The organism is Paenibacillus roseus (genome assembly GCF_016424485.1).
In the GTDB taxonomy this organism is placed as follows: domain Bacteria; phylum Bacillota; class Bacilli; order Paenibacillales; family Paenibacillaceae; genus Paenibacillus_D; species Paenibacillus_D roseus.
On record NZ_JAELUP010000001.1, the window covers coordinates 107,421 to 132,270 of the forward strand.

Annotated in this window: 24 protein-coding genes and 3 pseudogenes; 19 read left to right on the top strand and 8 right to left on the bottom strand. The window is 47.6% G+C overall.

Going from position 1 to position 24,850, the window contains the following annotated elements; all coding sequences use genetic code 11:
- Nucleotides 1–128: 128 nt before the first annotated feature.
- A complete protein-coding gene (locus tag JFN88_RS00450) occupies nt 129–1,076 on the bottom strand; it encodes a ribose-phosphate diphosphokinase (protein WP_199017327.1) in 948 nt (315 codons plus the stop codon).
- A gap of 350 nt (nt 1,077–1,426) precedes the next feature.
- On the opposite strand from JFN88_RS00450, the gene JFN88_RS00455 reads away from it, so the two are divergent.
- Nucleotides 1,427–3,136 (top strand): alkaline phosphatase, encoded by a 1,710-nt coding sequence (locus tag JFN88_RS00455; protein ID WP_199017328.1) that lies wholly within the window; start codon nt 1,427–1,429, stop codon nt 3,134–3,136.
- Nucleotides 3,137–3,216: 80 nt separating this feature from the next.
- Here the strand turns inward: JFN88_RS00455 and fabV are convergent, their stop codons facing one another.
- Together fabV and JFN88_RS00465 are read right to left on the bottom strand one after the other, a co-directional pair.
- Nucleotides 3,217–4,407, bottom strand: coding sequence for an enoyl-ACP reductase FabV (fabV, locus tag JFN88_RS00460; RefSeq protein WP_199017329.1), 1,191 nt, complete (start codon nt 4,405–4,407; stop codon nt 3,217–3,219).
- Nucleotides 4,408–4,766: 359 nt separating this feature from the next.
- Nucleotides 4,767–4,991, bottom strand: a complete 225-nt coding sequence (locus tag JFN88_RS00465) for a hypothetical protein (RefSeq protein ID WP_199017330.1) — start codon at nt 4,989–4,991, stop codon at nt 4,767–4,769.
- 227 nt (nt 4,992–5,218) lie between these two features.
- On the opposite strand from JFN88_RS00465, the gene JFN88_RS00470 reads away from it, so the two are divergent.
- From JFN88_RS00470 to JFN88_RS00480, 3 genes are all read left to right on the top strand, one after another.
- Entirely contained in the window at nt 5,219–5,317 is a 99-nt protein-coding gene (locus tag JFN88_RS00470; RefSeq protein ID WP_199017331.1) for a YjcZ family sporulation protein, read from the top strand.
- Between the two features lie 194 nt (nt 5,318–5,511).
- Nucleotides 5,512–5,913, top strand: coding sequence for a phage holin family protein (locus tag JFN88_RS00475; RefSeq protein ID WP_199017332.1), 402 nt, complete (start codon nt 5,512–5,514; stop codon nt 5,911–5,913).
- 131 nt (nt 5,914–6,044) lie between these two features.
- Complete coding sequence (locus JFN88_RS00480; RefSeq protein ID WP_199017333.1) at nt 6,045–6,425, top strand: cupredoxin domain-containing protein; 381 nt, start codon at nt 6,045–6,047, stop codon at nt 6,423–6,425.
- A 163-nt stretch (nt 6,426–6,588) separates the two neighbouring features.
- Here the strand turns inward: JFN88_RS00480 and JFN88_RS00485 are convergent, their stop codons facing one another.
- A complete protein-coding gene (locus JFN88_RS00485) occupies nt 6,589–6,843 on the bottom strand; it encodes a hypothetical protein (RefSeq protein WP_199017334.1) in 255 nt (84 codons plus the stop codon).
- 103 nt (nt 6,844–6,946) lie between these two features.
- Here JFN88_RS00485 and JFN88_RS00490 point away from each other — a divergent pair, with 103 nt between their 5' ends.
- Nucleotides 6,947–7,234 (top strand): Dabb family protein, encoded by a 288-nt coding sequence (locus JFN88_RS00490; protein ID WP_199017335.1) that lies wholly within the window; start codon nt 6,947–6,949, stop codon nt 7,232–7,234.
- 146 nt (nt 7,235–7,380) lie between these two features.
- Nucleotides 7,381–7,803, top strand: a complete 423-nt coding sequence (locus JFN88_RS00495) for a DUF86 domain-containing protein (protein ID WP_199017336.1) — start codon at nt 7,381–7,383, stop codon at nt 7,801–7,803.
- A gap of 403 nt (nt 7,804–8,206) precedes the next feature.
- Here JFN88_RS00495 and JFN88_RS00500 read toward each other — a convergent pair.
- A pseudogene (locus JFN88_RS00500) lies at nt 8,207–9,285 on the bottom strand (IS3 family transposase).
- Nucleotides 9,286–9,644: 359 nt separating this feature from the next.
- On the opposite strand from JFN88_RS00500, the pseudogene JFN88_RS25540 reads away from it, so the two are divergent.
- The 3 genes and pseudogenes from JFN88_RS25540 (at nt 9,645) to JFN88_RS00515 (ending at nt 13,366) form a co-directional block, all read left to right on the top strand.
- Nucleotides 9,645–10,867, top strand: a pseudogene (locus JFN88_RS25540) (transposase).
- A gap of 717 nt (nt 10,868–11,584) precedes the next feature.
- Complete coding sequence (locus JFN88_RS00510) at nt 11,585–12,889, top strand: hypothetical protein (RefSeq protein ID WP_199017337.1); 1,305 nt, start codon at nt 11,585–11,587, stop codon at nt 12,887–12,889.
- A 66-nt stretch (nt 12,890–12,955) separates the two neighbouring features.
- Entirely contained in the window at nt 12,956–13,366 is a 411-nt protein-coding gene (locus tag JFN88_RS00515) for a hypothetical protein (RefSeq protein WP_199017338.1), read from the top strand.
- Nucleotides 13,367–13,539: 173 nt separating this feature from the next.
- Here the strand turns inward: JFN88_RS00515 and JFN88_RS00520 are convergent.
- A pseudogene (locus tag JFN88_RS00520) lies at nt 13,540–14,812 on the bottom strand (IS1380 family transposase).
- A gap of 437 nt (nt 14,813–15,249) precedes the next feature.
- On the opposite strand from JFN88_RS00520, the gene JFN88_RS00525 reads away from it, so the two are divergent.
- From JFN88_RS00525 to JFN88_RS00555, 7 genes are all read left to right on the top strand, one after another.
- Nucleotides 15,250–15,723, top strand: coding sequence for a DUF948 domain-containing protein (locus JFN88_RS00525; protein WP_199017339.1), 474 nt, complete (start codon nt 15,250–15,252; stop codon nt 15,721–15,723).
- Between the two features lie 18 nt (nt 15,724–15,741).
- A complete protein-coding gene (locus tag JFN88_RS00530) occupies nt 15,742–16,134 on the top strand; it encodes a YtxH domain-containing protein (protein ID WP_199017340.1) in 393 nt (130 codons plus the stop codon).
- 312 nt (nt 16,135–16,446) lie between these two features.
- Nucleotides 16,447–17,256 (top strand): glutamate racemase, encoded by an 810-nt coding sequence (racE, locus tag JFN88_RS00535; protein WP_199017341.1) that lies wholly within the window; start codon nt 16,447–16,449, stop codon nt 17,254–17,256.
- 83 nt (nt 17,257–17,339) lie between these two features.
- On the top strand, nt 17,340–18,449 hold the full coding sequence (locus JFN88_RS00540) for a M14 family metallopeptidase (RefSeq protein ID WP_233167298.1): 1,110 nt from the start codon (nt 17,340–17,342) through the stop codon (nt 18,447–18,449).
- Nucleotides 18,450–18,515: 66 nt separating this feature from the next.
- Nucleotides 18,516–18,752, top strand: a complete 237-nt coding sequence (locus JFN88_RS00545) for a hypothetical protein (RefSeq protein ID WP_199017401.1) — start codon at nt 18,516–18,518, stop codon at nt 18,750–18,752.
- Nucleotides 18,753–18,844: 92 nt separating this feature from the next.
- Nucleotides 18,845–19,147 (top strand): iron-sulfur cluster assembly accessory protein, encoded by a 303-nt coding sequence (locus JFN88_RS00550; RefSeq protein ID WP_199017342.1) that lies wholly within the window; start codon nt 18,845–18,847, stop codon nt 19,145–19,147.
- A 33-nt stretch (nt 19,148–19,180) separates the two neighbouring features.
- Entirely contained in the window at nt 19,181–19,402 is a 222-nt protein-coding gene (locus JFN88_RS00555) for a YuzB family protein (RefSeq protein WP_199017343.1), read from the top strand.
- Nucleotides 19,403–19,514: 112 nt separating this feature from the next.
- Here the strand turns inward: JFN88_RS00555 and JFN88_RS00560 are convergent, their stop codons facing one another.
- Entirely contained in the window at nt 19,515–20,660 is a 1,146-nt protein-coding gene (locus JFN88_RS00560; RefSeq protein ID WP_199017344.1) for a THUMP domain-containing class I SAM-dependent RNA methyltransferase, read from the bottom strand.
- Between the two features lie 132 nt (nt 20,661–20,792).
- Here JFN88_RS00560 and JFN88_RS00565 point away from each other — a divergent pair, with 132 nt between their 5' ends.
- Nucleotides 20,793–21,422: an O-methyltransferase gene (locus tag JFN88_RS00565; RefSeq protein WP_199017345.1), complete on the top strand. Its 630-nt coding sequence runs from the start codon at nt 20,793–20,795 to the stop codon at nt 21,420–21,422.
- On the opposite strand, the gene JFN88_RS00570 is transcribed toward JFN88_RS00565, so the two are convergent.
- Nucleotides 21,378–22,595, bottom strand: coding sequence for an MFS transporter (locus JFN88_RS00570; protein ID WP_199017346.1), 1,218 nt, complete (start codon nt 22,593–22,595; stop codon nt 21,378–21,380). The two genes, JFN88_RS00565 and JFN88_RS00570, sit on opposite strands and share 45 nt — an antisense overlap.
- Before the next feature lie 211 nt (nt 22,596–22,806).
- Between JFN88_RS00570 and hemE the strand changes: the two genes are divergently transcribed.
- Together hemE and hemH are read left to right on the top strand one after the other, a co-directional pair.
- The gene (hemE, locus tag JFN88_RS00575; protein ID WP_199017347.1) at nt 22,807–23,868 is read left to right on the top strand and encodes a uroporphyrinogen decarboxylase; all 1,062 of its coding nucleotides are present in this window, start codon (nt 22,807–22,809) and stop codon (nt 23,866–23,868) included.
- A gap of 6 nt (nt 23,869–23,874) precedes the next feature.
- Nucleotides 23,875–24,798 carry a ferrochelatase gene (gene hemH / locus JFN88_RS00580; RefSeq protein ID WP_199017348.1) on the top strand — a complete coding sequence of 308 codons (924 nt, stop codon included), beginning with the start codon at nt 23,875–23,877 and terminating at the stop codon, nt 24,796–24,798.
- Nucleotides 24,799–24,850: the final 52 nt, after the last annotated feature.

Here is a 24,850-nt window from a genome sequence, read left to right on the forward strand (position 1 = left end):
CAGCAGCAATGGAACCTTTGCATTGTCGTATAAAGCGCATAGGTCTTAAGGCCTTGAGAACGATTCGTCCGTTGGTATTTCAGCTTGGACAGAGGTCTGAATGCCCAGGCCAGAGTCTATCGCTTAATTCAATTTGTCTGCCCGGATTGGAACAATGTATCGATGGAGCCGCCCTCTGTAATGATTTTAATCGCTGTAGCGAGCAGCGGAGACATGGAGAGCACAATAAACTTTTCACTGGCCGTCGGGCTTAATTCAATGGTGTCCGTGATGACGATCTCGCGAATATTCGGGTTGTTCAACTTCTCCAAAGCATTGCCGGAGAACAGTCCGTGAGTCGCGCAGATGTAGGCGTCATTCGCGCCTTTCTTTTTCAGAGCTTCTACTACATTGACGATTGTACTGCCTGTATCGATCAAATCTTCAATAATAATCGGTGTCATGCCTTCAACTTCACCAATAATATGAGTAATTTCGGATTCATTATGGGCAGGCCGGTTTTTAATCATAATCGCGAACGGACAATCCAGGTAGTTCGCCAGCTTCTCAGCTGTGGAAGCTCGCCCCGCATCCGGCGACACGACGACGGGATTCGGAATGTTCTTGCTCCTCAGATATTGAATAATAAGATTCAAGGCAGTCAGATGATCGACCGGAATTTCAAAAAATCCCTGAATCGGGTCGGCATGCAGATCCACGGCCATGATCCGGTTGGCGCCGACAGTGGTTAAGATATCTGCAATCAGCTTGGCTGAAATCGGTTCCCGCGGCGCTGATTTCCGCTCTTGCCGCGCATAACCGTAATAAGGCAAGACCAGATTGATGGATTTGGCGGATGCGCGTTTCGCGGCATCGATCATGACAAGCAGCTCGACCAAATGTTCATTGACCGGATGGGACATCGCTTGGACGATGAACACGTCGCTGGAGCGAATCGATTCCTGATAGGAAACATGGATTTCGCCGCTCTGCTGCTTGGAAATCAAGACGTTCCCAAGGGGGACCTCCAACGTTTTACAAATCCGTTCTGCCAACTGCTTGTTGGATGAGCCGGAGAAAATCTTTATTTTTTGCATATTACCCTCCAGATATAGGTTCTTTATTCCTGTCGGTATGTTGGAGCTTTAGATAGAATCCGCACCAGGAGTAAAGCTTGGCCTGCGAGTGGGAACGAACAGCTTGTCTACTGTTACCTCTAATTATACCCTTATCAATGACAGATTCAATGTCTGAAAGGAAAACAATAGGAAGGACGCAGATTAGAACCTCGCAGTAAAAAGAAGTGGCCGCTTTTAAAAGGTCTGGAGTGGATGGTTAGGGAATTATTTACAAATATTTTATACCCCTATGACGCTGTATTAATACTTCCCTTGGATAATGTAGGAGATGGACTGAAATGAAATCTGGCTCATTTGGAGGGAATGGAATGAAGAAAAAGTTGAAATCGGCGCTTGCCGGCTGCATGGCAGTCCTACTGCTTGCGGCAACTCCTGTTTTTGCAGAAGAGACTGCTGCAAAGGAGAACGCGCCATCCAAAAATCTGATCGTCCTGATCGGGGACGGTATGGGACCGGCCCAAGTCACAGCAGCGCGCAATTATCTTAAATACAACAAAGGCATTGACCATCTTACATTGGACAGCATCTATGTCGGACAAGCGACAACCTTCGCCGACCGCGGTGAGGATGGAGATATCATCGTCTCCGGCGTTGTTACGGACTCTGCTTCGGCGGGAACAGCTTTTGCAACCGGGAACAAGACGTACAATGCCGGAATCAGTGTATCCAATGAGGAAGTTGCCAAACCTTTCGCTTCAGTTATTGAAGCAGCAGCGCTTGCAGGCAAAGCTACAGGGCTTGTGACGACCACCCGGATCACACATGCCACCCCTGCCGTATATGCTTCCCATGTGAGAAGCCGTGACAACGAGAATGCTATCGCCTCTCAATATCTCGAAAGCGGCGTAGATGTTCTGTTTGGTGGAGGCAGCGCCAGTTTTCTAAGCAAGGAAGACGGTGGAAAGCGCACAGACAAGAGCATTATCGCAGATTTTGAAGCGAAGGGTTATTCCTATGTCAAGGACAAGTCCTCGTTGCTTGCGCTTCCGGATACAACTGGCAAGGCGCTCGGACTGTTCAGCGGCTCCCATATCCCTTATGTGAATGACCGGAAGAGCGAGACACCGTCTCTTGCCGATTTGACCAGCAAAGCGCTTGCGATTCTATCGCAGCAAAAAAACGGCTTTGCCATTATGATTGAGGGTGGCCGTATCGACCATGCTTCCCACGCCAATGATTTTCCGTCGACGGTGCAGGAAGTGCTTGATTTTGACGCTGCGGTGAAGACGGCGCTTGATTTTGCCAAGAAGGATGGCAATACCTCTGTGGTCATTACAGCAGACCATGAGACAGGAGGACTATCCCTCTCTCGGGATAATATTTATGAGCTGAATTTGGACTTGTGGGACAAGCAAAAGCATTCTTCTGAAGCGATCTCTGGCAGCTTGAAAGCAGCCAGGACCATCGCGGAAGTGAAGAAGATTGTAGAAGACAATACATGGATTAAAGATTTGAAAGATGAAGAAGCGACACAAATTTTGAATGGAGACGGCAGCTCCTACGGACCGGAAGGGGCTTACAATGCAATCATTAGCAAAAGGCTGCTGATCGGCTGGAGTGGTCATGGCCATTCGGCGGTCGATGTGGGCGTCTGGGCATACGGACCGATCGCAGAGTATGTAAAGGGGCAAATTGACAATACGCGCGTCGCAACAGCGTCCGCACAAGTGCTAGGTCTCGATCTGACGGAGGCAACAGCCCGTCTGCAGGAAAAATACGTGTATCCGAAGTTTAAAACCGGCAGCAACAACCAACCACGGTTCCCGGCCAAGGCGCTTGCCGAGGCGCTCGGGGCGCAGGTGGATTGGGACAGCAAGTCCAAAACGGTGAAGATCACAAGCGGCAGTAATGTGCTCAAGCTGCAGCTAGACAGCAACAAGGCTACCTTCAATGACAAATCGTCAAATCTGGCCGTTGTCGTGGATCACGGCAAGCTGTATCTGCCGCTGGAGGCCTTCAGTCAGTTAACAGGAAAAACATTGAAGTGGGATGCGTTATCCGAACGCATCATCAAGTAAACGGTCCTTGCATCAATGAAAGCCGGAGGCCGGTTGTGAATTCACAGCCAGCTTCCGGCTTTATTGTTGGTTGGACTTTTTTAGCGCAGGTTCGGGATCGCTACATCCGGGTTGGCATCTGCTTCATAGTCGATGCCGTCGGTTTCAAAGCCGAACAATTGGAAGAATTCGCGGCGGTAGCCTTCCAGATCGGACAGCTCGTAAACATTTTCAGTCGCCAGGTCCGTCCACAGCTTCTCAACCTCAGCCTGGACGTCTTCGCGCATCTCCCAATCGTCGACCCGGATCAGCCCTTTGTTATCGACCGGGGTTGCGCCCTCGCCGTACAGTCGTTCAGAGAACAGGCGGTACATCTGTTCGATGCAACCTTCATGCAGCCCTTTTTCCTTCATGACTTTATACAGCGCAGATATGTACAAAGGTACAACCGGAATTGCTGAGCTGGACTGGGTAACGAGCGCTTTGTTAACCGATACGAATGCACGGCCGCCGTTAGCGCCAAGCTGTTCATTCAGCCGAAGTGCTGTTGCTTCCAGATCGTTCTTTGCTTTGCCGATCGTTCCCTCGCGGTAGACTGCATGTGTTATTTCAGGTCCGATATAGGAGTAAGCGACAGTGGTTGCACCATCAGCCAGCACGCCGGCTTCGCTTAGCGCGTCAATCCACAGCTGCCAGTCTTCTCCGCCCATGACGGCAATTGTCTGACGAACTTCGTCCTCAGTAGCCGGTTCGATTACCGCTTCGGTTACTTCACCGGAATGGAAGTTCACAGTCTTGTTCCTGTACGTTCCGCCCAGAGGCTTGATCACGGAAGAGAATACTTCGCCTGTCTTGGGGTGAACACGGCGCGGGGACGCTACGCTGTAGACAATCAAATCAACAGAGCCGAGCTCCGCGCGGATCAGATCGATTGTCTTGGCTTTGATCTCATCGGAGAAGGCGTCGCCAACAATGCTATAGGATTTGCTTTCGCTGTCTTGTGCCGCCGCCTCGAATGCAGCGGAATTATACCAGCCGGCCGACGCTGTCCGGGAGCCTTCCGCCTCCTTGTCAAAATAGACGCCGACTGTGTTCGCGCTTGCTCCGAAGGCTGCAACGATACGGGAGGCCAGTCCATAGCCTGTAGATGCGCCTACGACAAGAACATTGCGCGGGCCTTGAATCGCCGGCTGCTCCTTCACATAGTTGATTTGGCGCTGCACCTGACTCGCGCAGCCGTCCGGATGTGCGGTTGTACAAATAAAGCCCCGTGTTTTCGGTTGAATAATCATATTCAAAAATTCCTTTCTCGATTGGGATAACGATCAGTTTCATATCTAGTCCGACACTCTATCTCATTTTACCGAGTTTTGAGCGTAAAGGAAAGGTGGAGCCTAGTAAAGAATAATTCCCTTAAGGAACAAATCAACGCTGTTTGAGCCTCTTTAGATGGCAGGCGGCCCAGCGAACGTTCCACATGTAACAAGATTAAGCGGGAACAATCAAGCGCGTTCAACATGATCCGACGAAAAAGATGAAGGTTATGCTGAAAATACAAGCCTATATGACACAGCAAAAGAACCCCGTCCATAAGGACAGGGTTCCGTTTCCCTTTTTACACGCAGGCCTTGTCTGACATGCAGCCATGTGTTTAAGCAATGCCGGTTGAGGTATAAGGAAGCAGCGGCCGCAGCAGGTGAGAATAGGGAACCTCAGGATCAATATGAAAGATGCAATCGGTGAAGCTGCACCGGTCATAGTCAAATTTCAGCGACGTTACGAAAATACGGCAGCGAATAAAGGTGCAACCGATAAAATGAAGATTCTCAAAATGTATCTCCTCATCCGTAAAGCTTTTATGAACGATATGGTCCATTGTTTTCCCTCCTGTTAATCAAATATCTGTATCGTTGACAATTTCCACAGCTTGAATACATCCATAGTAGCAGAAGCATGATGTAGGAAACTGTCGCTTCTTGTGCGTTTTTTTTGTAATAATTTTGGGGCTCCAGGCAATCTATATCAGGCTAGGTTATTGTCCGGTTCAAAGATGCTGAGTTGCTCATATGCTGGTCATGTAAACACCGAAAGGAGAGATCAACTATGTCAGGAGTAGGCGGTTTGGGCTGGGGTACTTCGACTGCGGCAATTCTTGTTCTTTTCATCCTTCTGGTTATCATTTCTCGTACTGTATTTCTGTAATGTATCCTCATAGTCCCCTATTTGCTAAAAGAGCCTCCAGGCCAGTCTTGGAGGTTCCTTTACATTTAAAGACATAAGCCGCTTATTTTATTACCCTATCCAGGATAGGAACGAAACTCCATACCAAATCTTTTTTTCTGCATATAGTAGAAATAGAAAGATCATAAGAGTAGCTGTAGAGGGGGAGATGCTTCATGCATCCGTTCGCATTAAGTTCGTTATGCGCCTTTATTGGCGCGATTTTAACATTTTCCTTTGGCAATTGGCCCGAAGCGTTGACCTTGCTGCTGGTTGCCATGGGAGTTGATTACGTTGCAGGTATCGCCGCCTGCCTTAAAGATGGACAAGGACTATGCAGCAAGTCCTTATTTTGGGTGCTGGGTCGAAAGGGGCTGACGCTGCTTGTTATTTTGCTGGCCCACCGTATCGATGTTCTGCTGGAATCGGAGAATATGACGATGGGCGCCGCCATTTACTTTTATCTGGCGAATGAAATCCTGTCTATTGTTGAGCATAGCGGCAAAATCGGGCTGCCGATTCCGAAGCGTATTAAGGATTTTATTGAAGTGCTCCGAGACAAAGAAACCAAAAATTAGTGTGAAAATGTTCATGATTTTGTCATAAAGAAAAAAAAGTTTTGTTAGGCAAGGAGTTTAAGCTTGAGAAAAACAGACAATCTTAGGTAATATAAGGGGTAGACATTAAGTTGTAGGGGGAGCAAGCGACTATGCAAAAATGGATTATGTTCGTTTTTTTCGCAGCCGCTTCCGTCTTGGGGTTGTTTCTGATGACATTCGGTCTTCCGGAAAAGCCTGTGGACGAGTCGGCAGGATTGGCGGAAGGGGTTACATTGCTGAAGTTAAAAGCTTCTAACTATGAATTTGATCAAGCGGAGTACAAGATTGAGAAGGGTTCCAAAGTGAAGTTGCTGCTTCAAAATACGAACGGGATTCATGGTGTTGCAATCGAGAGCATGAACGTGACACTGACCAAGGACAACCCTTCTGCTGAAGTGGAATTCAATGAGCCGGGCACTTACCCGATTCATTGCAGCATCCCTTGCGGCGAAGGCCACTTGGAAATGAAAGCTGTTATTGTTGTTCAATAGGAGTCTATGCGTAAAGGGAGCCGTGAGGCTCCTTTTTCAAAATATAAGAATTTATAAGTGTTACATTTATAAATGGCTTATATTTCTCCGCGAAACGAAGCTTGTAGCCATCAGAGGATGGCAAAGCCGTTTACGCTTGAAATATGACGGCATTTTGCGTTTGTCAGGGGTTTGTTCTGCTCGCACGCCCTTTGGCAATCAGAGTATCGGCAATAAAACCGATAATCGCCCAACTGATAACCGTCAGAACATATAGCGTTATAGCTCCGACCTCATGGATATCGTACCAAATCTCGGCAAACCATGCAGGTATGCTGAGCATGAAAAAAAACATGTTATGCGGGTCATAGCCGCTATAGCTATACAAACAAAGCGCCAGACTGAATAGGACGGCAATTATTGTTACGGGGTAGCGCATCGTTTACAGGGCCCCTTTCAGAAAAGTTCCGTTTCGGTTATTATGGGACAAAGGGGCTTTTGCCATTCATATTCCGATTTTCAGGCCGGGGAGAGATGGATTTATGGTTACACATATTGTATTGTTCAAATTGAAGGATAGAAGTCCGGAGAGCGTGGAGCGTACAGCCGCTGTACTGCGTGCAATGGAAGGTCAGATCGAACAGCTTAAGTCGATCGAAGTGGGGCTGGATGTGCTTCATTCCGAGCGTTCTTATGATATTGCATTAATTACAAAGCATGAATCAATGGACGATCTGCAGGCGTATCAGGTTCATCCGGTACACAAGAAAGTAAGCGAGCATATGTCGCAAGTTCGAGAAGCTGCTGTCAGCGTTGATTTTATTAGCTAGTGACGGCCAATTGAGGGATGATGGATGAAAGATGTTTATGAGATGCTGACCTATCTGCTGGTCATCATTATAAGCTGCTTTATAATGGGATTCTGGCTGAAACGCAAGGGCAGCAAAAAGAATAAGTAGAAAGCAGGTACATACCCATGTACTTCGTTAACAGCGAGCAAATTGAGCAGCGTCTGGATGTTATTCCCGAGCTTGTAGCCGCCTTTGAGGGGGTGGCACAGCAATGGGAGGGAACCCTCCTCCAAGGTCTTGCCCAGGAGCGGGCGCTCCATCTGGCGATTGAGACGGTAACGGATGTCGGAAGCTGCCTGATTGACGGCTTTATTATGAGGGATGCGAGCAGCTATGAGGACATCATTGCTATTATTCATGGCGAATCGGTCTTCCCTGACGAACTGTATGGGACGTTGAAGGAACTGGTCAAGCTGCGCAAGCCTTTGGTGCAGGACTATTTCACGTGGGCCCGCGGCGAGTTGCACCCACTCTCTACCTCACTGCCGGATACACTAAGCCGCTTTGCTGAAGCGGTCAGGGACTATTTAGCCCAGGAACTTGTATAATTTGATACGATGATAGCCATGATGCGAAGGAACGGAATTGACCCATGTGAGACAAATCAAAACACCTTCAAGTGAATGCCTTCATATTGTAAGATGTGAAGGACAACTTTGGAGGTGTTTTTACGTTCGCAACAAAGAGTCAGCAGCCCAGTGGAAGTGAAAATGAAATCCATTGAGGTGAGGTTTGAAGGTATTTTGGTGAAAGAAGTCCTGAAGCAGCTCAACATATGAAATGAGACCTCATTGAAAAGCTGGATAGTGTGGTATCGGAATGGTCACCGACTGGAACACCTGTCGGCAAACAGTGTAGCTACGGTAGAGATCCTGAGTAAGTCGGAAGTCAGAAAATTGAAAGTCGAGAATCGGTTTCTTAAACAACAACCGGTGGATTGTCAACAGTAAATCAAACAACTTTTTTAAGGGCTGCATGGCGATACTGAACAGGCGTCAAATAGCCTAAATGTCCCATGAATGCGGTGCTTGTTAAACCAGTTAATGTAGTCGTATAATTCCAGTTCCAGATGGCAAAGGCTCTGGAAGCTCATCTGGTTCACGAACTCCGTTTTCATGATTTTATAGGTAGCTTCAGCCACGGCGTTGTCGTACGGACAGCCTTTTACACTCAGGGATCGACCAATTTCAATGTTTGCAGAAGCTCATCCATTTTCTGATTTTTAAAACTCATTGCCGCGGTCGGTATGAAACCACTGAATGTGACGCAAATCTCCCGTGACCGTTGCAAATGCGGGAGAAATCAAAGCTGCGTCCTTATGGGGACCTGCATTGTGACCAATGATCTCACGGTTGAACAAGTCGACCAGAACGCAGATGTAGTGCCATCGATTCTGGACTTTCACCTAAGTCAGGTCACTGACGACAAATCGCTTGGCCTCGGTCTGGTCAAATTCACGATTCAGGGTATTGGCGGTGAGTTCTTCATTGAACGCGGCTTTCTGCGGCTTATATTGCGCGATGCTGTACGTCAATACGAGTCCTTGTTCCTTCATGACCCGACCGATTCGACGTCTGGAAACCACCATTCCGCGTTCCAGGAGTTTTACTTTGAGCTTTCGAGTCCCGTAAGCTTTTCGATTCTTTTGAAAGATGTCTACTATAGCCCGGTGACGTCATCTTCCTCGGTTGGTGCTTTCGCTTCGTAGTAGAACGTACTTCTTGCGATTTGCAGGACGTCGCACATTGCGGATACCGAGTATTTGATCACGGTTGTTCTGGAGGATAGCTACTTTCGTCCCATGATCAGCGCGGCTTGCTTTAAAATATCCACCTCCATTTCTAACCGCTGCACTTCTTTTCGTAGAGCGATAAGCTTATTTTCTTCCGTTGAACGGTTGTCTTTCTCCTTGAAAGAACCTGTCTCTTGAGCTTGCTTAATCCAGCGCTCCAAAGCGGAGGCTGTGAGTTTATACTTCTCCACAATCGCTGCTCGGGATTCCCGTTTTTAAAGAGCTGCATCGTTTGCATTTTTAATGCTGTTGTAAACGTTCTTCGATTACATTTCAAATTTCCATGGTTTAGGGTGAATCAAGTTTGAAGACTTATCCTGGAAATATGTAAACTTCAAAAAAACGCAATATTAGTTGTGGTTTACCGCAAAGTATTTTCGTTTTAAAAAAATTCCATATATTATATACTATATAGTAACTAGCGTTGTATAAAATAATTTTGTTTCCGAAAATTGAATTTTCGGAATGTAATGAAAAAGGTGGCTCAAAACCGAAATTAGTGGTTGACGAAATCAAATGAGCGTAGAACGAGGATAACATCTGCAAATACTTTATTGTTGTAAGTCCTACTAAACAACAAGAAAAAGGAAATAACAGATGTCATTCCAGTATATCAACGAAATGCTCGATTACCAGAGCTACAACTTCATAAGATTTTCTCCATGAATACCCAGGAAGTTCATCTGGGGGAATCACCTGTAGCTTGCAAGCAACCTTGTCCCACTTGCGATTCGGAACGGATGTGAAGCATGATAGTCGGAACAAACCAAGTAAAATTCGGCATCTGAGTGTCTTTGGGAGAAAGAGCTATTTGCATGTTTCATCCATTCTCATGGCTTGCTCGTACTACCGAATAAGCAACTTTTGGACTAGACTTTCCGGACCCCAAGCAGCGGTACAGCCGAGCCTCCCACGCCGGGACGGTCGAACAAGCCCTTGGCTCCATGTCTGCTCATAGCGCACACATACAAGAAGCGCCTGCCAGTACGGTACAGCGGATGCATCAAGACGCCCTTCCAATCGAAAGCGAACGCTTGATGGAGCAGGCTTGGCGTGATGCCAAGGACCACATCAGGCTCGGTACTAGGAATCGACGACTTTACGAAAAAAAGGCCACACCTACACTACTGGCATACACAATTTTTGCGCTAAACGATGTTGGATCTTCTGGCAGGCCGCAAGCTCGAAGACCTACGTACCTATGTCCGCCAGTATCCCGACTTTCTGATGCTGAATCCCAAAGCAGTTGTGATGGACTTGGCTCAGATGTATCATACGTGGATCAGCGAATGCCATTCGCATTGCGGATAGCTTCCATATTCACGTCTATGTCATCCAAAGTGTCCAGGAGATTCGCAAGTTGGTGCAGCAGGTTCTGTCCTTCAGAGCTAAAGCGATCTTGAAAAGTCACCATTGCCTGTTGAATCTACCCGTGGGCAGCTTGTCCGAAAAGAGCAAGGCGCAGTTGAACATTCTGCTTGCCTTCTCTCCGCTGTTACGCAGCGTATGGGAATGGAAAGAAGCCTTTTCGTAATGGTATGGCTGTTCACCGAATATTTGCGTTTCCCATCAGGGTTTTATAAGCTGGTTGGAGCAAGGCGAAAACATCGACCATGATGCCGTGAGAAGAACCTTGAAAACCATGCGCATTGGCAGGATGAGATCGTGAATTACCATCGTTGTCGTGGAATCAACGCAACCGTGGAAGGGCGGCACAATCGCATCAAAGCTTATCAACGCCGGCACTATTTTACTCGTAATCGGAGTGCTACAAAGCTGACATTTTAATTGAATGTAATCGACTACGTTTACCGAGTTGAAAAGCTCAACCGCTAATTTCTAGATTGAGCCAAAAAGTAAGACACCTTAAAAAGGTAGAATTGTTCATTTGAGATTTATTCTTCACAATTTGTCGAGTTATTTTCATTACCATGATTGACGTCTTTCGTTTTATTGTTATTTTTTAGACCTTCTTGGTGTTGCATGACACATCTCCCCTACAAAGTAGCCATAAGAGCCTTGCAGCGCGTAAAACTGTAACAATTGTTCGTTTATACCATAGAAATGCTTGATTTTCAAGTATTGCTTTATCCACTTGAAAAGGTCTTGAATATCAAGCAACTTCGGTATATGGCATTAATCTCATCATCAGTGGGATCGAAATAATTGTTCAAAAAAAAGCATACGCTCTTTAAGTCTTGCTTCTCAATAATTCACAGATTAAAAATTCATTTTCTTCTTGTTGAGAGCCATTTAAAATCGGTTGCAACCAGATTACTTTTTATGCGATGTGATAAGGCCTAAAAGGCTTTAAAACAACATATCAAGAAAAGTTAATTATACTGAAAATTATAGATTTTTAAGGAACTTTTATCAAATGAAAATAATATAGTAAAATCTACCTTTTGTATCAATTTCAAATGATTATTTTATGTTGGAATGCAGATTAACAAGAAAGTAATAAAGTTTAAAAGATACTATTGCAGCGCTAGTTATTATTAATTTTATTAAAATATCAATAAGGATGTGGAAATGAAATGCTTCGAATTCGTTACGTGAAGATTTTTATTGTTTTTGTTTTATTATTCTCATATAACAATTCCATAACTATATTTGCCAGTAAAGATGAATCGGAAAGTTTAATTACAGTAAATACTACGCAAAATTCTGTAGTACTTTCTTTTATAAATTTTGATTCCGAATTTACAATTGAGGATTTAAATGATGATTTGGAGAAAATTATTTACTCTGGGACAGATTATAAAGTAACAATTGATAACTTGACCGCTGACAGTCTCTATAAATATAGAGTTAGTACATTCGACGTAGGAAATGTGCTTGAATCCGTTTATTATATTTCGGCACAGACAAAAAAAAATAACTTTTACTCAATAACTAGTGATGACATAAATGATGTAGATCTTAGTTTAAATGCTGTGTTCTCTAAGAACAGTGTAAGCTTGGAATGGACTGAAATAGAAGGTGTGACGGAATACCAGATATATAAAAATAACGAATTGTTAGATACTATTAAGGAGAATAATTTTATAGATACGTCTAGAATGACTGATCCTTATATTGTATATGAAATCCAATTTTCATTACCTGTGTCAGATATTGAGAAAAAAGAAATTAAACAATTTTTTATTAATAAAGGAAAAAGTTTAAGTGAAGAAGAATTGAATTCTATTTCCGTTAAGCCTTATAGTATAATCAAAGTGGTAGACGCTTCCCTAGTAATACCACAATTAGCTAGTTCGACTATTGAACGTTCCTTTAAATGGACATATAAAACCTTTATAGCCAATGCTTTTGTAGAAGACCCTTGGTTCAATTATGTTACTTGGGGTACTGATATTAAATACTTCTCAGGCGATAATAGAGGTTTTAGTTCGACATCTGAAAGTTATCGAACTAAAACAGTTGGAGATAGTATTTTTTATAATGACTCTACTTCAAGTGAAGCTTTCTACAAAAATGTAAACCCTACCAATGCTTATGATGAGAATTATAATTTAGTAGGTACTAAGACTGATTCGGGTTCTAATATAAATCGAATTGTGAACAGTAAAACAGCAAGTTTAGTTGATGTAACCGTATACCATAAATCAGGAAATCCATATGCAGTATCTACTGCTACTATTGATTATCAACTGCGAGCTAAAACTTATAAGAACGGTTCTTATAGTTTTACTGGTGTACATGACAGAGCTCCTTCACATGAGTTATATCTTAGAATTAATAACGTTACAAACATTACTTTATTTACACATACAAATGAAGGTTTTGAATACCTAGCTGCACCAAGTTCGTTAGCAAAAAGTTTTAGCGTTTCTAGCTAACACAAATAACGATTGCCCCCCTATCTAATAGAGATAGGGGGTATCAATTTTTTAGGTGGGATATTCATGTTTAGAAAAATTTTAGCGTGCGTAACTGCTGCTGTCCTTATTTCACTTGTTGCCACAGCTTTGAATTATAATTCTGAATTAGCTAAAAGTTACTTTTACTATTCATTTATTCGACAATTTACGGTAGGTACTCTTATTATTTTGTCTATATATATTTTTTATCTGGTACCTATATCAATTTTTATAGATCGTTTTGTTAGTATTAAGTACCGTCATAAGACTAGTGAGATAGCTTTAATTTCTTTTTTACTTTATAGTATAATTCCCTCTTCTTTATGTTTTATCCTCTTAATCCTTTTTTTTGAATTAAAAAGAAATCTTTTTTTTACCTTAATAATAGCTGCATTAAGTATATTTTTGTGGATTATTCAGATTCTAATAAGTATAAGAGTGAAAAAAAATAAATAAACCTGAATTTCGAAAGTCCATGATAACAAGGGCAAACCATTAAAGCAGCGGCCCTAAGGCTGTAAAAAGAAGGGGATTTCCCAACGGATTAGACCCCATCCGAAAAATGCGGATGGTTCTTCCCCTCGCCATAGAAGAGGCTTCACGATTTCCATGTAAAATTGTTGAAGAAGTCATTCCAGCATGACGATCCTGCCTTCGATTCGCTGCCAGATATACCGATTTGCAAAATCTTTTGCCAATTTAAGAATCACCTTGCGACTATGCCGAATCAGTGTGGCGGCGCAGTGAAAGAACTCCAGTCGGAACCGGGCAATCGTGTAGCCATGATGAACGGGTTTGCAGCAGTCACGTTTGAACCGCTCGAACAGATTGTACGTCAGCAGCTTGATGAGTAGATCGATTTCATTCCCTCAAAATTGCTGGTCGCAATCCGGTCAATCGAAACCCCGTTTTTGCCTTCCTTGATGTAGTTTTCCATGCAGCAGCGCTGATTGTAGAGCCGCCACAGGTCCATCGGCTCCCATTCCAGATTGGTTACGATGGCTTCGTATTGCCAGTCGCTATCGAATACGAAGTGGGTCTGTCTGCCATCGATGACCTGCGCTTTGCGAATGATCGCCACTCGGCGGGGCTTTTTCCAGGATGTTGCTTGATAGATGAGCCTAATCCCTTCGATCATCCAGTCTTCATCGACAAATCGTTTCCAGTACCGGCAGGCTTCAACCTGCTTCGCAAGGCATTGCGTCCATTTGAGCTTGCCGACGTAGCCGATTTTCTTGCCCTCCCACAGGCTGCAGAACGCCTCACCGCCGAAGCCCTTGTCGAATCGGGCGCACGTCACGGAACGTCCGCCAAGGAGTTCGAACTCGTCTAAAAATGAAGCGGCATCCGTAGAGGAGTGCGTGTTCCCCGGTCGGAGCACAGCATTCAGGCACAAGCGAGACGGCCCTTCAAATGCTAGCAGGGGGTGATAGCTTTTGCGGGTTTGTGCCTATCGCTGCGCCAGCTTGATCGCCATATACGGTTTCCACCGTCGAGTCCAGATCCAGAATGAGAGCTGACGGCATGCAGGGCCCAATAACGGTCTGATTAAGCGTTCGGAGTTCGGATCGCAGATGAACGCAGACGAACCAGTTCTTTGTACAGCAAGGTATGGTGCGGGCAACGCCCGCCAATAAATCGCTTCAGAAGCGAGTCGTGCTGCAGTTTGCGAAAATGAAAAAGACGCTCGCAACCAAGCATCCAGCCTACGACGAGATAAAGCAAAATACGAGAAACTTGAAAGAGAGAATTACGTCCTTTGCCACAAGAGATGTGGTTTAATGCTGTAGAGAATTTGATTTTCTCAAGGTATTCCAGAAAGATTTTGATACCTCCGAAGCTGCTTGCATTCTCCAGAGAAAATTCTGTCTTGATTTTGCTGATGGGTGTGGTAAACTTCACCTACAAGGTGCTCCTCTCTTTGGGTGATGTGTTCTGGACAAACACCATTCTACCAAAGATTCGGAGCATTTTTCATGTTTTCAAGGACCGTACTTTCGAAATTCAGGTTCACTTATTGCCACAGCCGTTCATTATAATCCTGATTTAGCTAGAAACTATTTTTATTACTCATTTGTCAGGCAATTTACGATAGGCGCTATGCTCATGATGAGCATCTGCGTATTCTACTTACTGCCTATTTCAATTTTTATTGATCGTTATGTCACTATTCAATACAAGAAGCCTGATACCGCTGCGTACCATGCTTGGCTTCAGCACCAACCGAGAAAGATAAATTTAAAAATTGCAAATCAGGCAGTGTCAAAACAAGCCCATGCTGACTATACTGTCAGTACGAATTGGGCATTCGTCTAGAAAGCCAATAGGGGGACACCGCTATGATACTCATTATCTGCGCCAGTATTGCTACAGCAGCCTTTATCGTTTTAGTTATAGCGATGATCTTCTCCATGCGCTCAATCGTCCGGGATGTAAAAGGAATTGCACACCAAACCAAGCTGCTTCAGCAGCAAACGGCTGGACTTTTAGGGGAGCTTCGCCGGGTGCTGACGGAGGCAGAACAGGCTGTGGCCGGGACAGGAAAGCAAATGAAGGGCTTCCTTCATTCAGCGTCCTTGCTTGGGGAATCATTCACCCGCACTGCGGGCGCGGTCAATGAACTGTCATCTGCCGTGACACGGACGGCAACTGCAAGGGTGAAACAGACAGCCAATAAATACGGTCCTCACATCGAAGAAGCGTTGAACTGGGCTGAAGCAGGTCTGACGGCCTGGCATTGGTGGCAAAAGAAATGTTCCGCTGCATCAAAATCCTCTGCATTATCCGGGCAGGACGAAGGGCACGATAAATAGGAAAGGAGCGAATGATCAATGACAAGTGGCAAAAAAACGAAAGGCTACCTGCTGGCGGCTCTTGCAGGGAGCATTGCTGGAGCGATTGGCGCTTTATTGCTTGCGCCGAAATCCGGCAAGGAGCTGCGTCGTGACATTGCAGACGGCGCAACCCAGGTAAGCGAGAAAACCGTTCAACTTGCCGGTCAGGTAAAAGATGAAACCGTTCGTCTGGCACAGCAGATCGGGCGGCAAACGACTCATTTGGCAGGCAAAACGAAAGACTCGGCCACACATGCCATTCATAATCTGAAATCATGGAAAGACCAACGCGGAGCTCAAGGCGAAGCCGGAACAGTTGAAGTCTCGGCTGTTCAAACTATTGAATCTGACAGGGAGGAACCCGTGCTGGATGATGAGGCGCGCTCCTGAGAATGAATTGGAAAGCAGCCCGGTCTGAAAGCAATTTCGGATCGGGCTGCTTTCCGATTCATTGCAAGTTGACGGATCAAGGGGCAACCTGATTCCAAAGTCAATTCCAAAGTCAACCATTCAATTTCGAACTAAGCGACTAGGCTGATATCAACTTGAACCTTGTCTGATTATGCGCTAAGATGTAGGTACGTTTTGGAATGGTTCTTCATATTCTATTTTGAAATAGGAGAGCGCACGCTTTGTCCGCCAGCAGGACGGCGAAGCCCTGACAAATCATTTCGTTACTAACATCAGGAAAGCGGTGTATCTGTGCAACAACCCATAGCTATACTGGATTCAGGGGTTGGCGGTTTGACAGTCGTCAAGGAAGTTATGCGCCAGTTGCCTCGTGAGAAAATTATTTACTTCGGGGATACGGCACGTGCACCCTATGGTCCTCGTCCTTCCGAAGAAGTGCTTCGTTTTACAAGAGAAATTGTCGACTATTTAATTCAATATGACCCGAAAATGATTGTGATAGCCTGTAATACGGCAACAGCAGTAGCCCTGCAGGATATTCGCTCCAAGGTTAATATTCCTGTTGTTGGTGTGATTTATCCCGGAGCGAGAGCTGCAATCGGACGCACCCAGACAGGCTACGTCGGTGTAATTGGAACCGAGGGGACGATTAACAGCGGCGCTTACGATGCAGCTCTGAAGCGGCTTAGACCGGATATCGAGGTGCTCAGCAAGGCTTGCCCCAAGTTTGTTCCTCTCGTAGAGAGAGGCAATTTCCGCTCTGCAGAGACGTATGATGCGGTAGAAAGCTCGTTGATCGGACTAAAGGGAAGCTCGATAGATTGCCTCATTCTCGGCTGTACCCATTATCCGTATTTGGCCGATACAATCTCCGAGGTCATGGGACCGGAAGTCACATTAATCAGTTCTGCGGATGAGACGGCCCGTGAAATCAGCACGATTCTGCATGATCAGGGCAAGCTGTCCCGCAATGAGCCTGTGCCGATTCACCACTTTTGCTGCAGTGGGGACCCGCGAATGTTCAAGTCCATTGCGCAGCAATGGCTGAATAAGGAAATTGAGCTGACGCCGGTTGTTTGGCAAGTTCCGAAGATCGGTTAGGCAGTGGATAGACAGATACCAGACATAAGCCCGATTGTCCCGCATAAAAATGAAAAATACGTCATTTTACGGGAGGCGGAGCTTTGTACAATTTACCGTTTTATATGGTTCAGCCCGGTGATACAGCAGGACGTATCGCCGGGCGTTTTGGTGTGCCGGAAGAGGCGCTTTACGAAGCCAATCCTTTCCTCAAGCAAGGGACGGTGATCGTTGCTGGCTTGCAACTGCAGCTTCCATTGCCGCAAAACCCTCTTGCCAAACCGAATTCCGCTGATATCACCAAACGAATCGTCCAGGCGAGTCATGACTATGGCTACCCGGACCTGTGTTATCAAATTGCCAGGCTGCAGCGGCTTTACCCTTTTATCTGGTGTGAAAATATCGGTCGGAGTGTGAGCGGCAGAGCCATTCATGCGCTTCGTATCGGCCAGGGGGACAAGGCCGTTCAGATCAATGCCTCCTTTCATGCCAATGAATGGATTACGTCACTGCTTGCGATGCGATTTATAGAGGATGTCGCGCGATCCTTGTCGCTGGGGGAGAAGCTTCTCATCAGGAGTGAAGGAGAGGAATTGGACATACAAGCACTGAGCCGGCAGGTGACCTTATGGATTGTTCCGATGGTGAATCCTGACGGAGTTGAGCTTGTTCAAGGGGGAGTAGGCAAGACTCATCCAAGGTATGCGGAGCTGAAGAGACTCAATCGGGGAAGCGAAGATTTTTCCGAATGGAAGGCCAATATCAATGGGGTGGACTTGAATGATCAGTTTCCCGCCCATTGGGAAGAGGAAGTAAGTCGTCGCGGTCATGACGGGCCAGGTCCCCGTGATTATCCGGGATTGGCGCCGCTCGGCGAGCCGGAAGCGCGAACGTTGTACGAATTTACAAAGGAAAAGCAATTTGCAACCGTTCTGGCCCTTCATACCCAAGGGGAGGAAATCTATTGGAATTACCGTGGCTATGAGCCGGCTGCAGCGGAGGATCTTGCGGGCAAGCTTGCCGCAGCCAGCGGATATAAGGCGGTTAAGCTGGAAGGCAGCGATGCTGGCTTCAAGGACTGGTTCATTCAGGAGTTCGGCAGACCGGGATTTACGGTTGAGGCCGGACTTGGTGTGAATCCGTTGCCGATAGCGCAATTTGATAAAATCTATGCAAATATACAGCAATTACTATTGGCAGCAGTCAAGCTGTAAGTTGTAATGGATTGCTGGCAGGTGCGGTATGCTATAATGACGGTAACAAAGGAGGGGACGCTCGATATGCGCAAGCTGCTTTCGCTCCGTCATTGGAAACAGGTATTTGTCCGCATCTACCGGCTGCTTGTGTCCAGGCAAGTGCCTTTGCATCATAAGCTGCTGTTTGTCGTTCCGGTGCTGCTCTATTGGGTGCTCCCGGATGTGCTGCCGTTTGTGCCGATTGATGATATTGCGGTGACGATGATTGCTGCACAGTGGTTTGCCCGGTGGATGGAGGGCAAGCACGGAACACCGTCCTGAAGATGTGAAAGAGAAGCTTTGGCAGGTTTGCAATCACGGTTGAACTTCCGGCCCGATTTCATTACAATACAGATAAAAGGAGCTGGAAGAAGATGAAATGTAAAATTTCCCGTAATGCTGCAAAGGTGCTGCAGCTTGAATTGGACAAGGCTGAGAATGAAGGCAAATTGCTGCGGGTTTTTGTGACGCACGCTCACGGTGATCACGCCCACTACGGCATGCAGCTTGATGTTCCGACGGAAGCGGATGTTGTAGTGTCGACAGACAAGGAGATCGATGTGATTCTCGCCAAGGATGATCCGTTCCTGGATGGAATTCGGATTGATTATTTTTATGTGCCGGAAGAAGGCTTTGCCATTACGAACCCTTCCAAGGGCAACCACGGGGATCACTGACCCGCGGAAGAAGCAAAGATCGGGGAAACGTAAATGGCTAATGATATTCGCATTTGTGATAAATGCAAGCATATGAAGGTCAAAACGGCGCTGTCCAAGCTTAAGAAGCTGGACCCGGAATCGGAAATCCGCGTCGGCTGCAAATCGTATTGCGGTCCATGCGCGCGCAAAGCTTTCGTCTTTATCAACGGACGCTACATTACTGCGCCTACAGAGGATGAAGCTGTAGAGCTGGCTCGTAAGTTTGTCAAATAGGCGGAATGCCTTGGACGGGGATAAGAACGGACGAATAACACATATAGCATAAGGAGCTGAACGTCTGCGGCCGGGCCGCATGTTCAGCTCCTTATGCTATTTATAACGAGGTCTAGATATTTTGATTGCGGGGCGGGAGCGGGCCGAAGTATTGATAGAGCGCACACTCGATCCGTCCGTTATACAGTTTTCGCTTCTTGTCTGCTGTCCGTCCGAAGTAATGCTCGAAGCTCTTCGCCGGGCTGATGGCAAATAAAGACCAGTTTGGCAAACGACTAGCCATTGCACCTAGCTGACGCACGGCTTTCTCCGCTTCCCTGTCATCTCCAAGTCTTTGCCCGTAAGGCGGGTTCGTGAGAATGCAGCCGTAATCGCCAAGCGGGACAGCTTTGTTCACAGGCTGCGGCTGGAATGACAACTCCGCGCCAAGTCCGGCTTTTTTGGCGGCAGCCTTGGCAATCTCAATCGCATTCGAATCGATATCCGAGCCGGTAATTTCCAGCGGAATGTCATCCTTCACCGAATCGTAAGCTTCTTCGCGCGCCTGCTCCCAACGCTGCTCGCCAATAATCGGCCAATGCTCGCTGCTGAAGCTGCGGCGGATGCCGGGGGCAATATTCCAGCCGATCAATGCGGCTTCGATCGGCAGCGTCCCGGAGCCGCAGAATGGGTCATACAGCGGCCTGTCCGGACGCCAGCGGCTGAGCAACACGATTGCCGCTGCCATCGTTTCCTTGAGCGGCGCTTCGGTTGCGACCTTGCGGTAGCCGCGCTTGTGAAGGCTCGGTCCGGTCGTGTCCAGCGTAAGCAGCGCCATATCATTCAGCAAAGAAACCTCGGCCACATAACGCGCGCCGTTTTCCTGAAACCATTCATGCTTGTACTGCTGCTTCATTTTTTCTACAATCGCCTTTTTCACTATGCCCTGACAGGCAGGAACACTGGACAACTGCGATTTGTGGGAACGGCCCTCTACCGGGAATTCACCGTTCTCGGGAATCCAGTCCGGCCAATCGAGCGCTTTCGTCCCTTCGAACAATTCATCAAAGGTGCGGGCCGGGAATTCGCCCATTTTGACCAAAATCCGGTCCGCCGTCCGCAGCCACAGATTCGTGCGGCAAATATCCTCATAACCGCCTTCGAAATTAACCCGGCCATTCTCCGTTTTCGTATGCTCGTATCCCAGATCTTTCAATTCGCGGGCGACAATCGCCTCAAGTCCCATCGGGCAGGTTGCAATCAGTTGAATCTTTGTCATAGGTATCATTTTCACTCCGTAATCTCAGCTTGACTTGTGTTTACCATTGCGAAGATTGTAATCACAGGCCCAACAACATACAATCAAGTATAGGATAAAGTAGATGGATTGACAAACAGGGAGGAAATCAATATGGAAGCAGCTGAAAAGTATGTAGCGGATTTGTTCCGCGAGGATGAGCACCTGGAAAGAGCCAAGGAGGGCATTCGCGAAGCCGGTATGCCGGAAATTTCGATCCAGCCCGCGTTCGGCAGAATGCTGACCATGCTTGCCTATACATCGGGAGCGCAGAATATACTGGAGATCGGTGCGCTTGGCGGGTACAGCGGCATCTGTCTGGCCCGCGGCCTGCGGGAGGGAGGAAGCCTTACTTCACTGGAGCTTGAAGCGGCCTATGCCGATGTTGCCAGGAGGCACCTGACTGCAGCAGGGCTGGGCGACAAAGTAATCTACCGAATTGGCGATGCTGCCAAGAGCCTGGGGGAGCTTGAGAGCGAAGGCAGAAGCTTCGATTTCTTCTTCATTGACGCAGACAAGCAAGGCTACCCGGTCTATCTGGACCATGCGCTGCGGCTGGCGCGTCCGGGGGCGCTGATCGTCGCCGATAATACACTCCTTAGAGGACGGGTGACCGACCCGGACAAGCAAGGGCCTTCCGTCCACGCCATGCGCAGCTTCAATGAACGGCTGGCGACAGACGAGCGTCTCATCAGCACCTTAATCCCCGCGTATGACGGATTGTCCATCGCTGTGGTAAAGTGAGCGGCGCACCCACAGGAAATTGAGAAAAAACATCGCCGAGGAGATGAGAAAGACGCCGCTGATCCCGACCCAGCCGGATATTAGGCCGCCCGTCACGGGACCGACCATGCTGCCAAGGCTAAGCATGCTGCTGTTGAAGCTGTATGCCCGGCTTTCCCTCCCTTCCGGCGTGAAACGTCTGATTAGCGAGTTCACAGTTGGAAGGAGGCCGCCGAGGAAGATGCCAAGCAGAAATCGTACGATCAGCAACTGCCATACGGCGCCTACGAACGCTTGCGGAATGAACAGAATGGCAGAACCAAACAGGGCGATGCCAAGTATCTTCTCCGGTCCGATCCGGTCCCCGAGCTTGCCAAGCAGCGGCGCAGACACCATATTGGACAGCCCGGTGACCGAACCGACAAAGCCTGCCCAAAATGCTACGTTCTCCGCCGTTCCGTGCAAATGCTGTACGAAGAGCGGGATGAGCGGCATTGGCGAAATCATCGCGTACTGAATCATAAAGGTAACGGCGTAAAGAGCGGTCAATTGCGGAACCTTTGTCAGCTCGCGGAGTCCCTGAACGACTGAAATCTGGGGAATCGCCTGCGCTTTTTCCTTATCGAAATTTTCCTTCACCGTAAACATCGCCAGCAGAGACGCGAGAAACAGAAGAGCCCCTGTAATATAAAAAATCGGCCGGTAGCCGAAGGCATCGGCCATTATGCCGCCGAAGAACGGGCCCAAAATAGTTCCTGCGATAGCGCCGGATTGCAGTGTCCCCATTACATAGCCCATTTTTTCCTTCGGGGTTGTAGAAGAGATGAGCGAGATGGATGCCGGATTAAAGCCGGATATCGTACCGTTGATTAGGCGCAGCGCCAGCAGATGCCAAGGAGAAGTTGCGAAACCCATCAGCGTCATGACTACCGCCATCCCGAAGCCCGAGCGCAGCAGCATGACCTTGCGGCCGTAACGGTCCGAGAGCTTGCCCCACAGCGGCTGAAACACAAAGGATGTCACAAAATTGCCTGCAAAAATAAGACCCGCCCATGTACCGATGGTATGCTCACCTTGCAGGCCGAGATCATTTTGCAAATAAAGAGACAGAAAAGGGACAATCATCGTCATTCCAGCCATGACAAGGAATTGTCCGAACCAGAGGACGATCAGATTGACTTTCCATTGTTCCATTGCCCGCAATGCACCTCCTATGCTGCTGATTGAGTCCAAACGATTTCGGCAAATACGAGTCAAGTCCTAGTATATCACAGCTGGCAAGGTCTGCCTCCCGGACCACGCCCACATTGTCAAAGTATTGTCATACTCGTTAACGGTCAGCGGTTGTTAGCTCTGGTCAAAAAGGGCATAATGGAAGATAATACGTAAGAAATGGGGAGCACAGATGACATATAATGACCGGTTTATCCGGGCTTGCCGCAAGGAGAGCGTGGACCAGCTGCCTGTCTGGTATATGCGGCAAGCAGGCCGTTATGATCCGGATTATCGTAAAATAAAGGAGAAATATTCTCTCCTCGAAATTTGCCGCCAGCCGGAACTGGCCGCCGAAGTGACGATGATGCCTGTACACAAACTGGGTGTCGACGCCGCTATTTTATATTCCGATATTATGAATCCGGTTGCTTCCATCGGCATTGATTTTGATATTGTGCAAAATATCGGTCCGGTAATACATAACCCGATTCGGACCAAGGCGGATGTTGAGCGCCTGAAGCCGATTGATGTGGACGGCGATTTGTCTCATGTCATCGACACGATCCGTATTCTGGATCGCGAGCTGAGCGTCCCGCTCATTACCTTTGCAGGGGCGCCGTTCACTATTGCCAGCTATCTGATTGAAGGCCGCCCGTCCAAAAATTACATCCGCACCAAGGAAATGATGTACAGTGAGCCTGAGCTTTGGCACTTATTAATGGAGAAGCTCGGTGATATGGTCATCACATATTTGAGAGCGCATATCGCTGCGGGCGGCAAGGCATTCCAGCTATTTGACAGCTGGGTCGGCGCGCTTTCCCCATATGATTTCCAAAAATTCGTCTTGCCGACCATCGAGCGCATTTTTGACTCCTTGTCCGACCTTAGCCAGCCGAAAATTTATTTCCCTGGCGTAAGCTCTGGCGAGCTGTTGCCGGTACTCGGCAATGTGAAGGCCGATGTGATCGGTCTGGACTGGCGCGTATCGATTGCTGAGGGACGGAGAAGGCTGGGCGGCCATTATGCGGTGCAGGGCAACCTGGACCCGCTTGTACTGACTGCGCCGCAAGCAGTCATCGAAGAGTATGCGGCGGCCATTATCGATCAGGGACTGGAACAGCCGGGCTTTATTTTCAACTTAGGACACGGGCTGTTCCCGGAAGCGTCGCTGGACAAGCTGCGGGAGCTGACAGGCTTTATTCACCAGTATTCGCAACAGAAAATCACCGCACTCAGCGGGCAAAGGAGCTGATTAGCCGTGGCCCAGCCAAAAATCGGCGTGCTCGTCATGTCCTACGGGACACCGGAGAGCATGGAGGACGTAAAGGAGTATTACACCCATATCCGCCGCGGCAATCCGCCTTCGGAGGAGCAGCTTGCCGATCTGACCGGACGTTATGAGGCCATTGTCGGGGGATTCTTCCCGCTTCGCAAAAATACCGATCGTCAGGTAGCAGGGCTTCAGGCCGCGCTGGACCGTCTTTCCCCGGATACTTATGTCTGCTATCAGGGGTTGAAGCACGCGAAGCCCTATATCGAGGACGGCGTGAAGCAGATGCGCGAAGATGGCATTACGGAAGCCGTTGGCATTGTGCTTGCGCCGCATTATTCCACGATGAGCGTAGGCAGCTATATTAAACGGGCGAATGAAACCGCAGAATCGGTGGGCGTTCGAATGAATTTTGTCGAGGAATACCATCTGCATCCCAAGCTGATTGAAGCTCTGACTGCAAGAATCATAGATGGAGTCGGCAAGCTTGGCTCCGAGCCGCCCGCCCACGATGTGACAGTGCTGTTCAGCGCCCATAGTCTGCCGGAGCGGATTATCCAGATGAAGGACCCTTATCCTGAGCAATTGCTGGCCACATCCAGAGCAGTCGCTGAGGCGGCGGGAGTTCAGAATTGGCAGTTTACGTGGCAGAGCGCAGGCAGAACCCATGAGCCATGGCTCGGGCCGGACATTCTGGACACGCTGCAGGAGATTGGCCAGTCAGGAGCAAAGAAGGTATTGGCAGCGCCAATTGGATTTGTATCCGATCATTTGGAAGTGCTCTATGATCTCGATATTGAGGCTAAAGCGGAAGCGGGCAAGTTGGGCGTGCAGTTTGAGCGGATTGAAATGCTGAATACGGACCCGCTCTATATGGAAGTATTGGCGGATTCCGTGATCAACGCAAAATAAGCTTGAATTCAGCAAGACAACTACAGAGGTATCGAATTCGCAAAAGATTGTT

Excerpts from the sequence above, each read along its gene's own strand:
- JFN88_RS00545 (WP_199017401.1), top strand. The coding sequence starts at position 18,516 with ATGCGCAAGCTGCTTTCGCTCCGTCATTGGAAACAGGTATTTGTCCGC.
- JFN88_RS00450 (WP_199017327.1), bottom strand. The coding sequence starts at position 1,076 with ATGCAAAAAATAAAGATTTTCTCCGGCTCATCCAACAAGCAGTTGGCA.
- JFN88_RS00565 (WP_199017345.1), top strand. The coding sequence starts at position 20,793 with ATGGAAGCAGCTGAAAAGTATGTAGCGGATTTGTTCCGCGAGGATGAG.
- JFN88_RS00510 (WP_199017337.1), top strand. The coding sequence starts at position 11,585 with ATGCTTCGAATTCGTTACGTGAAGATTTTTATTGTTTTTGTTTTATTA.
- JFN88_RS00470 (WP_199017331.1), top strand. The coding sequence starts at position 5,219 with ATGTCAGGAGTAGGCGGTTTGGGCTGGGGTACTTCGACTGCGGCAATT.
- JFN88_RS00480 (WP_199017333.1), top strand. The coding sequence starts at position 6,045 with ATGCAAAAATGGATTATGTTCGTTTTTTTCGCAGCCGCTTCCGTCTTG.
- JFN88_RS00550 (WP_199017342.1), top strand. The coding sequence starts at position 18,845 with ATGAAATGTAAAATTTCCCGTAATGCTGCAAAGGTGCTGCAGCTTGAA.
- JFN88_RS00570 (WP_199017346.1), bottom strand. The coding sequence starts at position 22,595 with ATGGAACAATGGAAAGTCAATCTGATCGTCCTCTGGTTCGGACAATTC.
- JFN88_RS00475 (WP_199017332.1), top strand. The coding sequence starts at position 5,512 with ATGCATCCGTTCGCATTAAGTTCGTTATGCGCCTTTATTGGCGCGATT.
- JFN88_RS00515 (WP_199017338.1), top strand. The coding sequence starts at position 12,956 with ATGTTTAGAAAAATTTTAGCGTGCGTAACTGCTGCTGTCCTTATTTCA.
- JFN88_RS00560 (WP_199017344.1), bottom strand. The coding sequence starts at position 20,660 with ATGACAAAGATTCAACTGATTGCAACCTGCCCGATGGGACTTGAGGCG.
- JFN88_RS00455 (WP_199017328.1), top strand. The coding sequence starts at position 1,427 with ATGAAGAAAAAGTTGAAATCGGCGCTTGCCGGCTGCATGGCAGTCCTA.
- hemE (WP_199017347.1), top strand. The coding sequence starts at position 22,807 with ATGACATATAATGACCGGTTTATCCGGGCTTGCCGCAAGGAGAGCGTG.
- JFN88_RS00490 (WP_199017335.1), top strand. The coding sequence starts at position 6,947 with ATGGTTACACATATTGTATTGTTCAAATTGAAGGATAGAAGTCCGGAG.
- JFN88_RS00485 (WP_199017334.1), bottom strand. The coding sequence starts at position 6,843 with ATGCGCTACCCCGTAACAATAATTGCCGTCCTATTCAGTCTGGCGCTT.
- JFN88_RS00530 (WP_199017340.1), top strand. The coding sequence starts at position 15,742 with ATGACAAGTGGCAAAAAAACGAAAGGCTACCTGCTGGCGGCTCTTGCA.
- fabV (WP_199017329.1), bottom strand. The coding sequence starts at position 4,407 with ATGATTATTCAACCGAAAACACGGGGCTTTATTTGTACAACCGCACAT.
- JFN88_RS00495 (WP_199017336.1), top strand. The coding sequence starts at position 7,381 with ATGTACTTCGTTAACAGCGAGCAAATTGAGCAGCGTCTGGATGTTATT.
- JFN88_RS00555 (WP_199017343.1), top strand. The coding sequence starts at position 19,181 with ATGGCTAATGATATTCGCATTTGTGATAAATGCAAGCATATGAAGGTC.
- JFN88_RS00465 (WP_199017330.1), bottom strand. The coding sequence starts at position 4,991 with ATGGACCATATCGTTCATAAAAGCTTTACGGATGAGGAGATACATTTT.
- JFN88_RS00525 (WP_199017339.1), top strand. The coding sequence starts at position 15,250 with ATGATACTCATTATCTGCGCCAGTATTGCTACAGCAGCCTTTATCGTT.